General features: G+C 42.0%; 14 protein-coding genes. All 14 read right to left on the bottom strand.

Annotated features, from left to right (window positions below; all coding sequences use genetic code 11):
• Positions 1-48: 48 nt before the first annotated feature.
• The 14 genes from purB to purM all read right to left on the bottom strand — a co-directional run bounded on the left by purB (position 49) and on the right by purM (position 12,856).
• On the bottom strand, positions 49-1,344 hold the full coding sequence (purB, locus tag EAF07_RS07080) for an adenylosuccinate lyase (RefSeq protein ID WP_121835881.1): 1,296 nt from the start codon (positions 1,342-1,344) through the stop codon (positions 49-51).
• A 23-nt stretch (positions 1,345-1,367) separates the two neighbouring features.
• Complete coding sequence (locus tag EAF07_RS07075; protein ID WP_121835880.1) at positions 1,368-2,051, bottom strand: hypothetical protein; 684 nt, start codon at positions 2,049-2,051, stop codon at positions 1,368-1,370.
• Positions 2,038-3,243, bottom strand: coding sequence for an AAA family ATPase (locus EAF07_RS07070; protein ID WP_121835879.1), 1,206 nt, complete (start codon positions 3,241-3,243; stop codon positions 2,038-2,040). The genes EAF07_RS07075 and EAF07_RS07070 overlap by 14 nt, the downstream gene beginning before the upstream one ends.
• Before the next feature lie 9 nt (positions 3,244-3,252).
• The gene (purK, locus tag EAF07_RS07065; RefSeq protein WP_121835878.1) at positions 3,253-4,323 is read right to left on the bottom strand and encodes a 5-(carboxyamino)imidazole ribonucleotide synthase; all 1,071 of its coding nucleotides are present in this window, start codon (positions 4,321-4,323) and stop codon (positions 3,253-3,255) included.
• Positions 4,310-4,798, bottom strand: a complete 489-nt coding sequence (gene purE, locus EAF07_RS07060) for a 5-(carboxyamino)imidazole ribonucleotide mutase (RefSeq protein WP_121835877.1) — start codon at positions 4,796-4,798, stop codon at positions 4,310-4,312. Before purE ends, purK begins: the two co-directional genes overlap by 14 nt.
• 291 nt (positions 4,799-5,089) lie before the next feature.
• Positions 5,090-6,352: a phosphoribosylamine--glycine ligase gene (gene purD, locus EAF07_RS07055; protein ID WP_121835876.1), complete on the bottom strand. Its 1,263-nt coding sequence runs from the start codon at positions 6,350-6,352 to the stop codon at positions 5,090-5,092.
• Between the two features lie 523 nt (positions 6,353-6,875).
• Positions 6,876-7,859, bottom strand: coding sequence for a Gfo/Idh/MocA family protein (locus tag EAF07_RS07050; RefSeq protein WP_121835875.1), 984 nt, complete (start codon positions 7,857-7,859; stop codon positions 6,876-6,878).
• Positions 7,860-7,918: 59 nt separating this feature from the next.
• Positions 7,919-8,182, bottom strand: coding sequence for a type II toxin-antitoxin system RelE family toxin (locus EAF07_RS07045; RefSeq protein ID WP_121835874.1), 264 nt, complete (start codon positions 8,180-8,182; stop codon positions 7,919-7,921).
• Positions 8,179-8,394, bottom strand: coding sequence for a type II toxin-antitoxin system RelB family antitoxin (gene relB / locus EAF07_RS07040; RefSeq protein WP_121835873.1), 216 nt, complete (start codon positions 8,392-8,394; stop codon positions 8,179-8,181). Before relB ends, EAF07_RS07045 begins: the two co-directional genes overlap by 4 nt.
• A 232-nt stretch (positions 8,395-8,626) precedes the next feature.
• Positions 8,627-9,145 carry a hypothetical protein gene (locus EAF07_RS07035; RefSeq protein ID WP_142925596.1) on the bottom strand — a complete coding sequence of 173 codons (519 nt, stop codon included), beginning with the start codon at positions 9,143-9,145 and terminating at the stop codon, positions 8,627-8,629.
• A 151-nt stretch (positions 9,146-9,296) separates the two neighbouring features.
• Positions 9,297-10,844, bottom strand: a complete 1,548-nt coding sequence (gene purH, locus EAF07_RS07025) for a bifunctional phosphoribosylaminoimidazolecarboxamide formyltransferase/IMP cyclohydrolase (RefSeq protein WP_121835870.1) — start codon at positions 10,842-10,844, stop codon at positions 9,297-9,299.
• 64 nt (positions 10,845-10,908) lie between these two features.
• Entirely contained in the window at positions 10,909-11,283 is a 375-nt protein-coding gene (locus tag EAF07_RS07020; RefSeq protein WP_121835869.1) for a hypothetical protein, read from the bottom strand.
• Positions 11,280-11,831: a phosphoribosylglycinamide formyltransferase gene (purN, locus tag EAF07_RS07015; protein ID WP_121835868.1), complete on the bottom strand. Its 552-nt coding sequence runs from the start codon at positions 11,829-11,831 to the stop codon at positions 11,280-11,282. The genes EAF07_RS07020 and purN overlap by 4 nt, the downstream gene beginning before the upstream one ends.
• Entirely contained in the window at positions 11,831-12,856 is a 1,026-nt protein-coding gene (gene purM, locus EAF07_RS07010) for a phosphoribosylformylglycinamidine cyclo-ligase (protein WP_121835867.1), read from the bottom strand. The genes purN and purM overlap by 1 nt, the downstream gene beginning before the upstream one ends.
• Positions 12,857-12,924 lie beyond the last annotated feature (68 nt).

The following is a 12,924-nucleotide window of genomic DNA, read 5'->3' as shown; positions in this document are numbered from 1 at the left end:
TTTCACACACAAAAAACTGACAGCTTTTGCCATCAGTTTCGTTAGTGATTAGTCTAGTCCTAGACGTTTAAAAATATCATCCACTCGTTTTGTATAATAAACCGGGTTGAAGAGTTCGTCGATTTCGTCTTGGGTAAGTTTGGCAGTGACTTTTTCGTCTGCTTCAAGCAACGGTTTAAAGTCCACTTGGTTGTCCCATGAGTAGGCTGTTTTTGGTTGTACCAAGTCGTAAGCTTCCTCACGCGTCATGCCTTTTTCGATGAGTTTCAACATCACACGTTGGCTATAAATCAAGCCAAAAGTAGAATTCATGTTGCGGATCATGTTTTCAGGGAAGACCGTCAAATTCTTGACGATATTACCAAAACGGTTGAGCATGTAGTTGATGAGGATGGTCGTGTCTGGTGTGATGATACGCTCCGCAGATGAGTGCGAAATATCACGCTCGTGCCAGAGAGCCACGTTCTCATAAGCCGTCACCATGTGCCCACGAATGACACGCGCAAGCCCTGTCATGTTTTCTGAACCGATTGGGTTACGTTTGTGAGGCATAGCAGAGCTGCCTTTTTGACCTTTGGCAAAGAACTCTTCGACTTCACGTTGCTCAGATTTTTGCAGACCACGGATCTCTGTTGCCATCCGTTCAATGGATGTCGCGATGCTAGCCAATACCGCAAAATATTCGGCATGGAGGTCACGAGGTAACACCTGCGTTGAAATTTCTTGCGGGCGGATGCCTAATTTACTACAAACATACTCCTCGACGAAAGGAGGAATGTTGGCAAAGTTCCCAACGGCACCAGAAATTTTACCAGCCTCAACACCAGCTGCTGCGCGCTCAAAACGCTCTTGGTTGCGCTTCATTTCACTGTACCAAGTCGCTAATTTGAGACCGAAGGTCGTTGGCTCCGCATGCACCCCGTGGGTACGCCCCATCATGATGGTCATCTTGTGCTCTTTTGCTTTCTCTGCCACGATGTTGGTAAAGTTTTCAAGGTCACGACGGATAATATCGTTAGCCTGCTTGTAGAGGTAGCCGTAAGCCGTATCCACCACATCAGTAGAAGTCAAGCCATAGTGCACCCACTTGCGCTCCTCACCGAGGGTCTCAGACACCGCACGGGTGAAAGCCACCACATCGTGACGCGTCTCCTCTTCAATTTCTAAAATGCGGTTGATGTCAAAGCTCGCATTGGCGCGAATCTTCGCCACATCTTCCTTGGGAATCTCACCCAACTCAGCCCATGCCTCATCAGCGAGGATTTCCACCTCTAACCAAGCACGGTACTTGTTCTCTTCACTCCAAATGTTCGCCATCTCAGGGCGTGAATAACGTTTTAGCATTTTTACTCCTTACATTTCACTTACTATACTTGCTTACGTACTGATTTATCAATTACTAAGAAGCGATTGTACTCATCTTTAGATAAAATTTCTTTTAATGATTTATCATTAATATAGTTATGTAAATCATTAATATACTGTATATTTTTTTGAAATTTCATCTTTAAATATCTACTCGTTCCTTCAACAGCTACTTTTAAATTTTTATACTTAATCAAGGAATCAACAGATGTAATCGTTCCCTGAACGTAGTTAATACGAGTATCTTCTGTATATTTTCTACCAAGCAGTAATTCAAAATTGGCATTTTCAATCTCTTGTGGAAAAAAATTAACCTTTATATCATGGATTTTTAACTCTTCTAATTGGTTCTTCTTTAACTCATTTTTAAGACAAGTGAATTCAGGAACCTTTTGTAAAGCAATATTTTCAATAGAATAGTAGTCAATTTTTACAATGTTATCAAAATGTTTAGTTTTGTCTCTATAATCATTGTCAATTATTCCTACTTTATCTTTGTCATGTTCTACCTTTTCTATTATATCAATACAATTCCCACCATTGTCTACAACATAAGGATACAATTCTTTAATTTGCTGATAAAAAAATTTATTATTTCCTTCTACAAAGCAAAATGGTTTTGAACTAACTTCTTCAAGAAATTCGTCGTAAGTTTCTAAACTTTCATCACTTTCAATATCTAACATTGTTTTCTATTTTTACCACCTTATTATTAGTACTATAAGATTTAAAATCCTTGTAAATATATGGAGCATGTGTCGCAATAATTACAGACTTTCCTTTAACTACATCAAAAATATCTCCAACTATTCTCTTTTGAAAAGATAAAGATAATGAAATTTCTGGCTCGTCTATAAGATATATATCCACATCTATGAATATTAAATTAAAAAATAGAAATATAATATTCCGTTCACCTGATGAAAATTTTGATATTTCAAGTTCACTTCCTGATTTGTAAAAAGTAAATTCTCCACTTCTATCAAGCTCAATCACTAAATTAAAATATCTGCTGATCACATCATTAAAACGTATTACTTTTCTTTTCAACAAATTAATCTCGTCAATCACTTTAGATGGGGTTCCACTCTGTTCCCATAATGAATTAAATAGACTCGTTTTAAAATCCAACACTCGTTTTCGTATTTCTGTAAAGAATAATTCAAAATCTTTTTCCCCAGTTGAAATAACTATTGAAGACTTACTAGCTAGTTCTTTTTTTAGTTTAGATTTCTTATTATCTAACCTTTGTGTTTTTGCTAAGGCGTTGATAGCTCCAAAATTATGTACGTAATTATTTATTACTTGTTCAATTATACGCTCATATTCATATAAATCACGCTCAATCCTACTTGAATGAATGCTATCATCTTTCAATAAACTTACCGATACTCGACTAGTATCATATGCCCACCTTCTTATAAGGTTTGGGGAAAAATCATTTGGAAAGTCACTCCTTACAAAGTAATCTAACGCTTCCCTGCATCTTCTAATATCAGCATTAGAAAAATTATCAATTACTAAACCCGTAGAAATAAAATCCATTTTCATTTCCACATACATTTTGAATAATTCTTTATACTCTTGAAAATACTCTCTAAATCTATCATTCTCTCTTGAAACTAGTCGAGTTTTTCCTTTGAACAGTTCATCATATTTGACACCATTCAACTTAAAGTTTTCTATATTTAAATCTTTTAAAATATTGCTTAATTTTGCACTTGATGATGCTTTAGATAATTCAATTATTGAATGAATAGTTCTCAAAACACGAGTTTTTCCTGCTCCATTTTCTCCAAATAACACAACATTCTCTCCTAGCGGAATATTTACAGTTGAATTTGTGTCTCGAAAATCAATAAATAATTCTTGAACCATAGTAACCTCCTAAAACTCCACACTATCAGGCTCATCACTAAACACCGTTACATGTCCCATCTTGCGGTTGTGCTTTGCTTCTATTTTACCATAGAGGTGGAGGTGGGCGCTAGGTTTTTCTGCGATATAGGCTTGGGCTTGTTCCATGTGTTGGCCGAGGACATTGAGCATGACGGCTGGGGCATGGAGTTTGATGGCTGGTAGTGGCTTTCCTAACACACCCAAGATATGAGTGTCAAATTGTGAAAAGTCACAGGCTTCGATGGAATAATGCCCTGAATTGTGGGGACGAGGGGCGATTTCATTGACCAGAATCTCATCGCCTGCCACAAACATTTCCACACAGAGAGTGCCAGATAAGTTAAGCTGCTCTGCTATTTTCACTGCCATAGCCTGCGCTTTAACGCTCAACTTGTCTGAAATTCGGGCTGGGACGATGGTTTTTGACAGGATATTGTTACGGTGGATATTTTCCTGAACAGGAAAGACAGTGACATCTTTGCCATTGCCAGACACGATAACGGAAATTTCCAAATCAAAGCTCACAAATTCTTCCAAGACGCACTCGGCAGAGTTTGCTAGTTTGTTAGCATCTTCAAGGTCTGCTTCCGAGCGAATAACGACTTGACCATGTCCATCATAGCCACCTGTCGCTGTTTTGAGGACATGTTTTTTTGACAGGTCAAGATGTTCCAAGTCAAGGCTAGAAGTCACCACCTTGTAAGGTGCCACGGTCACGCCAGCTTTATTGGCCAAGAAATCTTTTTCAAAAATACGGTTTTGCGATATGCGAAGAAGGTCTGTCCCCTGAGGCAATTGTCCTTCTTTGGCGACAGCATCCAGCGCATCCGCATCAACATTTTCAAACTCATAGGTAAGCACATCACAATGCTCTGCCAGTTGGCGAAGCGCCTCCACATCGCTGTAAGGCGCTACGATCACCTCACTCACGCGCGACGCTGGACAATCCGCTGCTGGATCAAGGGTGATGACCTTGTGCCCCATATAGATGGCAGAAATCGCCATCATCTGCCCCAGCTGACCGCCACCGATAATTCCAATTGTTTTAGTTGAGTTCATGGGTTGACTCCTCTGCGATGCGTCCTTGTTCCTCGTGGAAATGGCTGAGCTGCTCTGCTATTTTTCCATCCTCGATAGAAAGGATACGAAGGGCAGTTAGTGCTGCGTTGGTTGCTCCCGCTTCTCCAATCGCCATGGTTGCTACAGGCACACCGCCAGGCATCTGAACAATGGAATAGAGGGAATCCAAACCACTAAGGGCACGTGATTTCACAGGCACACCGATGACAGGCAAAGTTGTCTTGGCTGCGACCATACCAGGAAGGTGGGCTGCTCCGCCAGCACCTGCGATGATGATTTTGATGCCACGGTCGCGTGCTTCTTCCGCGTGTTTGAACATAAGGTCTGGTGTGCGGTGGGCAGAGACGACTTTTTTCTCGTAGGCTATGCCAAACTGGTCGAGGACTTCAGCTGTTTTTTGCATGGTCGCCCAGTCTGATTTTGAGCCCATGATAATGGAAATAATTGGTTTCATTTTTTAATTCCTTTTTTTCTTTTTGATAAGGTGTTTAAGTGCTGTGGGACGTCAGGCAGTGCTGAGTTTGGTTGGTGAATACTTCACTCAACCAACTACGGCTATTCCTATCGGACATAGCCTAAGCACTGCACTAACTCATCAGCGATTTATTATCGAAATCGCTTCTTCGTGTCGCAAACCTTCTAATGTCAAATTTCTTTCTAAATTCTTTCTCATTTATGCTTTTCTGAACGGCAACAACTGACGGGTTTATCTCGCTTACGCTCGTTCTTCTGATTACATTATATTTTATTTCACGGCTTTGCTTCCGATGTCATTTCGGTAAAAGAGGCCTTCGGTGTTTTGGTTAGTGAGTTCAGCATAGATTTTTTCCTGCGCTGCTGGGACAGTATCGGCTGTGGTGACGAGCATATAGACGCGACCGCCATTAGATAGCAATGCTTTGCTATTTTCCGAAAACTTAGCCCCTGCATAGTAGGTGACGATATCGCCAGTAGTCTTTTCTGGAAGGACTACGCCTTTTTCGTAATCGAGCGGGTAGCCGTTTGATGCGACGACAACGCCAAGGGTCACGCTGTCTTCGTGCCACGTGATGTTGGCTGGTTTGCCCTCTAAAATATCCGTGATATTCTGCGCAAAATCTGAGGTTAGGCGAGGGAGGATAATCTGAGTCTCGGGATCTCCAAAGCGAGCGTTGAACTCGATGACCTTCGGTCCGTCAGCTGTCAAAATCAAGCCACAGTAGAGAATCCCAAGGTAAGGACGCCCTTCTGCTATCATCCCCTTGAGGACTGGCTTCACGATAGTCTCAACCGCTGTGTCCACAACACTTTGCGGGAGATGAGGAACTGGCGCATAAGCCCCCATACCACCCGTATTTGGCCCCTTATCGCCATCAAAGGCACGTTTGTGATCCTGAGCCGTTGGCATGAGGTAAAACTGCTCGCCATTAACAAAGGCAAAGAGCGAAAATTCCTCACCGTCCAGAAACTCCTCAATCACCACGCGCGCACCTGAATCGCCGAACTTATTGTCCAAAAGCATGTCACGCGCCGCCTCAACCGCCTGCTCCACCGTCTCAGCCACGACCACACCCTTACCGAGCGCTAGGCCGTCCGCCTTCACCACGATTGGTGCACCCTTTTCTTCGATGTAGGCCTTTGCTTTGTCAAAGTCGGAAAATGTGCCATAGGCTGCTGTCGGAATACCGTATGTGACCATGATTTCCTTAGCAAAATCTTTTGACCACTCCAGCTCCGCTGCTAAACGTGATGGCCCAAAGGCTTTGAGTCCCGCTTGATTAAACTCATCAACGATGCCAGCTGCCAAGGCAGCATCTGGTCCAATAAAAGTCCAAGCAATGTCATTTGCTTTAGCAAAATCAATCATCGTAGAATGTTCGGAAATTCCGATATTAACCAATTGCAAGCCATCCAAGGTCATGCCATCATTTCCTGGCGCGACAAAGACATCTGTAACTTGGGGACTCTCTAGCAATTTCTTAGCAATCGCATGTTCACGACCACCTGAACCAACAACAAGTAATTTCATTTCGATTACCTCACCTTAATCCTTCAAACCATCACATCAGTGATTACGGATTTAACTTACGAATAATATAGTTACATTATAACATATTTGTTCGTTATTTTTAAAATAATATGCGGTGGTATCAAAAAAAATCACCCAAAACTGGGTGATCTGATGTAAAACGTAAAAAAGAGAGGGGGACAAAAATCGTTAAATCGTCAAAAAATGACGATTTCGATTTTGTCATCTCACCTCCGCACAGTTGATTAGGATGACCGCTAACGATTGCGTAGTACTAAAACAGTCCGGTGAACTGTTTTAGGTGGACACTTGAAAATGAAGAAGTGCCCAGTTGGAGACTTCCAATCAACCACTGCGTCAATCTGTTATTACCATTAAAAATAGAAGGTTGAGATTTATGTCCCAACCTTCTTCTTAGGAGATTTATAAAAAAGAAAAAATTTATTTAGGATGGTTATAGTATAGCTTGTCATCCTTAAGCATTCCTAAAAGTTTTCTTTAAAAATTCTTAAAATCATTTTATTTACTCTTCCTCTGGGTAAGTCATGCCCCATTCCCTGCGGAGCCGCGTCATCATCGCCATGACATCACGGGTATAATCAAGATACATACGATTCTCAATACCTGCGACAGCTTTTTCCATATCAGCCAGTTCATAAGAAAGGGCCTGTGCGGTATCACCAGCTTCAATCACTTCTTGGTGACCATCCTCAGTGTAAGTAATGACCGCCTTTTGCCCACGTGGGTACTCGTAGAGCTCGATGTAACCTTTGTCGTAAGCGATGGTTCCGCGTTTTGGTTGCTTGGCGTGAAGACTGAGCGCAATCGTCGCCATCTCTCCTTCGGCATTGGTCAGAAGAATCCCCACCTGCTCATCCACGCCAGTCGGCGCCAGCTTGACCTGTGAAGCCATCTGATTTGGGATAGAACTCATGAACCAACGAACAAAAGAAAGAGCGTAAACACCGATGTCAAGTAAAGCACCGCCTGCTAGCTCTCGGCTGAAAAAGCGATTGGTCATGTCGTAGTCCTTATAACTCCCAAAATTCATCTGAATCAGCTTGAGCTCACCCAACTTGCCAGAAGCCACCACCTCTGTCAACTTACGGTAAATCGGCATATGGAAAATAGTCATAGCTTCCGCCAATACCACATGGTTTTCTTCTGCTAAAGCAATCGCCTCTGCCAATTCTTCAGAATTCAGCGTAATGGACTTCTCACACAGCACATGCTTGCCCTTAGCCAAAGCCTTTCGCAAGAAATTGATATGGGTATTGTGTGGCGTCGAGATGTAAATGATATCCACCTCAGGATCCTCAAAAACCTCATCAATGTTCTGATAAACTTTCTCAATCCCATATTTTTGGGCAAAAGCTACGCCCTTATCATAGGTCCGATTGGCAACCGAGTAAAGCTTTTTACCTTGACTCTCCAAGGCTTGCGCTAACTCATTTGCAATCACACCCGTCCCCAATGTCGCCCAGTTGTACTGTTTTCCCTCTGTCATAATGACCTCCTGTGAGTTTCTGATTTCATTATAGCAAAAAACAAGCCAGACAGCTTGTTTTAGTAGATTTCTTTACGATATCCGACTGCAACACTTTCAATCACGATGACATCGTCATAAATGTTGGATAGGATACAATAAAGTCCGACACGATAGCACCACTTATCAGAGTAATTAGCGGCTAGACCTTTGCCATATTGGAGAGGATTGTCTGTATTCGCTAAATGCTTATCAATCCAATACAAAATTGTAGAACGAGTGAAAGCATCTAATTTTTTAAGTTGCTTGACTGCCTTTTGGGTATAAGTTACCTGATAACTCATAGACCGAATTCCTTCATCAGTTCTTCGTGAGAAATTCTCACCCCATCATCCTCGGCCATCGCCTGACGAAGTACTTGCAAATCGTACTCTTCTTCAATTTTTTCCAACATAGCCTGACGCGCAAATTCTGAAATGGTCAACCCGTTTACTTGGATATATTTCTTAATCAATTCACCATCTTGATCATTGATACGTAGTGTCATTGTTGCCATATTTTCCACCTCTTGAATACTTTGATTCTTATTTTGGAACTTTTCCCTTCTCTTGTCAATAAAGCAGTCATTTTATAATTAATTCGTAAAATAAAAAAGAAAATCCCAACTCTTGTGAATTGAGATTCTCTAGGAGATTATGAAAAAAGAAAAGTTATTTAGGATTGATTCTAGTATAGCTTTCCTTGTTTAAGTAAAGCTAAATATCTAAAATTTCAATATCCTTGTATCCCTACTCAATTATTTTTAGTCCAAAAAAACTGAATAGTAGTGAAATTATTATAGCTATCCATGGCAAAATATTAGGTATCTTTTTAAATCTAAAAGTTCCATATGCAATAGCAACCGGAGATAAGAGAGAAAGTGCATAACATATGCTATACAAAAATAAATAGACAACCAACTGAGAATTTCCTTCACTAAAATAACTAGCAAAAGCATTTGAAAAGTTGTCTGCTCCTAATTGTCCGTTAGAATATTGACTCAAATAATTGGTTAATTCCTCTGGGAAATGAAGATTCTGATTAATAATATTCGCAATCACAACTACAACAATCTGCACTACTGCAATAATTGTATTTTTTATTTTATAATCACCTGATTTTATAACAATATAGATTAACGGAACTAAAGAAACAACAACAAGATATGACCACACATAGTTGATATTATTATTTAGAAAATCCATGACTGGATTAAAAAATATAACTAAAATTGCCATTACAGCTAGTGCAAGAATTCCAAATTCCAAACATTTCCGCCTCACCACTTGATGAGCCACTCTCACCAACATTAGTTGTTATATTGGTAAGAAAATAATTATTTGTTTGTTTTATTGAATTATCAATGTTATTTACATTCCCATTAACTTTCTTGTTTATTACATTTTTCATATATTCTCCTTAATGTCTAAAATGTCTCACACCCGTAAAGATCATTGCAATACCGTGCTTATCTGCAGCGTCAATCGAGTCTTGGTCGCGGACGGAGCCACCTGGTTGGACGATGGCTTTGATGCCTGCGGCTGCGATTTCTTCGATGTTATCTGCAAATGGGAAGAAGGCATCTGAGGCAAGGACTGCACCATCAAGGCGGTCTTTAGCCTGCTCAATCGCGATACGGACAGAGGCCACACGGTTGGTCTGACCCGGGCCAACGCCAAGGGTCATGTGGTCGTTGGCAATCAAGATACCGTTTGATTTCACATACTTGATGGCCTTCCAAGCAAACTCAAGAGCCACTTGCTCACGCGCATCTGGTTGACGTTTGGTCACGACTTGCCAGTCGGCTGGATTTTCCTTGATGACGTCTTGGTTTTGCACCAACATTCCGCCAACTACACCTGTGTATTCCGCTTCATTCTCACTCGCCTCTTGTGCGTCAAATGGCAACTCCAAGATGCGCAAGTTTTTCTTTTTATTGGTCAAAATAGCTAGCGCTTCTTCTGAATAACTTGGTGCAATGATGATTTCTAAGAAAATCGGATGCATTTTTTCTGCGGTAGCCGCATCCACCTCACGGTTGAGAACGACAATTCCACCGAAAATCGAAACTGGGTCAGCAGCGTAAGCATTGTCCCAAGCCCCTTCAATCGTGTCTGCTTGACCGATACCACAAGGGTTCATGTGCTTGAGCGCCACCACTGTCGGTTTGTCTGTGAAATCACGGATAATGCGAATAGCCGCATCAGCATCACGGATGTTATTGAATGAAAGTTCCTTACCGTTGAGCTGTTTCGCTGACGCGATAGAATACTCCGTCAGAATCGCTGACTGGTAGAAATCAGCATCCTGTTGAGGGTTTTCGCCGTAGCGCATCGGCTGTTTGAGGTCGTAAGTGATGGTTAGTTTTTCAGGCTTGGTTTCACCAACTTGCGCTGTAAAGTAATCCGCAATCAAGGCATCATAAGCTGCTGTGTGACGGTAAACTTTAGCCGCCAAACGTTGACGAGTAGCGTAAGTCGTTTCACCATCTGCCTTGAGCTCATCAAGAACCACCGCATAGTCTGCTGGATCTACCACAACCGTTACGCTAGCATGGTTTTTCGCAGCGGAGCGGAGCATAGAAGGGCCACCGATATCGATATTTTCCACCGCCAAATCGTAAGTCACATCTGGACGCAAGATCGTCTCTTTAAATGGATAAAGGTTGACCACCACAAGGTCAATCAAGCCAATCTCATGCTGGCTTGCCGCTTCCAAATGGCTATCCAAATCACGACGTGCCAAAAGCCCACCGTGGATTTTTGGATGAAGGGTCTTAACACGACCGTCCATCATTTCAGGGAAACCTGTCACATCGTCGATAGCAATGGTAGCTACCCCTGCATTGTCAAGAGCAGTTTTTGTACCACCCGTTGAGATAATCTCCCAACCAAGGGCTGTTAATTCCTGGGCAAATTCTACAATGCCCGCTTTGTCAGATACACTGATCAGTGCACGTTTTGTCATGATATCTCCTTTTCAATGAATGACCTCCAGTCACTCAATCTCTAGTTTATTAACGTCATAAAAACTAGTCTATGTCATATAAAAGATAGTGATTGTATCCTATCACTTCCTTGAGGTAAGCTTGATCTTCTGAGGATACTTCAAATTCTGGAAAGGTTGCTACTAAACTACACAAATATAGGTAATTAGGATGCCTACGATAAGAAAAACCATTTCCTCCAAATCGCCCTTGGCAGAAATCAAAAGCAAGCTTTAACTCTTGACTGGTTCCTTTTACCAATAAACTATCGAGATAAGCCAACTGACATTTGTCTGTATTGACAACCATAGCCCGCATGGTATTTGCCAAAACCAATAGCCAGTCCGATTGACTCTCTAGCTTTTTGGGTTTCGACTTTAGCATCTCTTTTAAAGCAATATAGTGCGTTTCAACAGTCATCCTTCCACTCCCAACTCTCTCAACACTTCTGGATAAAGCTGATACTCCGCCTCATGAATTCGCGTTTCAAAACTGTCAAGCGTATCATCTGCTAAACGCGGTACACGGACTTGTTTGATAATTTGTCCTGTATCTACCCCTGAATCCACCCAGTGAACAGTTACTCCACTCTGAGAAACACCAGCTTTCCAAGCGTCTTCGATACCGTGAGCACCCGGAAATTCTGGCAAGTAGGCTGGGTGAATATTGATGATGCGTCCTTCATAGGCAGATAGCAAGGTGTGACTCACAATTTTCATATAGCCTGCCAAAACAACCAAATCAATCTGGTGCTTATCTAGCAATTCCACAATGGCTTCTTCGTAAGCCACCTTGTTTTCAAATTCTTTGAGTTCAAAGGTATAGCTAATCACACCCAAGTTCTGAGCACGTTCTAGCACATAGTCCTCTCGTTTATCAGCGAAGAGGAACTCAACTGGAAATTGCTCTGCAATGACCTGAAAGTTAGAACCGTTACCCGAAGCAAATACTGCTATCTTTTTTGCCATTAGCGAACCACCACACTTGCGTCAGCTTTTTCCACAATACGACCAATCTCATAAACTGGTTCATCCAAAAGCTCTGTCACACGCGCCACATTTTCCGGACTAACCGCCAACATGAGCCCAATCCCCATATTGAAGATTTCAAACATTTCCTCATGCTTAATGTCACCGTATTTCTCAAGGGCTTTGAAAATCGGCAAAACTGGAATTTTATCCTCATCAATTTCTGCCGCTAAATTATCCGCAAACATACGAGGCACATTTTCAATGAATCCACCACCCGTGATGTGGGCAATCCCATTAACCAGTTCTTCTTTGATCAATGGCAGAGCGGCTTTGACATAGATGCGGGTTGGTTCAAGAAGAACATCTTTCAGTTTTTGCCCCTCTAACTCAGGCAATACTTCGTCACCTGTGTAATCTGCAAAAACACGACGAACGAGAGAATACCCATTCGAATGAATCCCGCTAGAAGCAAGTCCAAGAAGAACATCGCCTGCTTTAACTTTTGAGCCATCAATAATCTGAGACTTCTCAGCAATCCCTACTGCAAAACCAGCTAAATCATAGTCGTCTTCGCCATACATTCCAGGCATTTCAGCGGTTTCTCCACCAATAAGAGCAGCCCCAGCTTGCACACAGCCTTCTGCCACACCAGCCACGACTTGTTCCAACTTTTCAGGAACATTTTTACCCGTCGCCACATAGTCAAGGAAGTAAAGTGGCTCAGCACCAGCAGCGATGATGTCGTTGACACACATGGCCACACAGTCCTGACCAATCGTGTCATGCTTATCATACTTGATCGCTAGCATGAGCTTGGTCCCAACACCGTCTGTCCCAGAGATAAGGACTGGCTCTTTGACACCTGTTGTCGTTAGGTCAAACATCCCACCGAAGCCACCGAGAGCTCCCATCACACCAAGACGCTCTGTACGCGCCACATGCTTCTTAATTCGCTCAACAACCTCATAACCAGCTTCAACATCCACACCAGATTGGGCATACGCATTTTTGTTTTCAGACATTTCTTTCTCCTTTTTGATGTTGACAAACCTGTCAACCTTGTAAACCAACCGTCAATTTACCGTCAATC

Source organism: Streptococcus hillyeri, assembly GCF_003686955.1.
Taxonomy (GTDB): domain Bacteria; phylum Bacillota; class Bacilli; order Lactobacillales; family Streptococcaceae; genus Streptococcus; species Streptococcus hillyeri.
The sequence above is the reverse complement of the archived record's forward strand: the minus strand, read 5'-3'. Positions and strand labels throughout refer to the sequence as shown.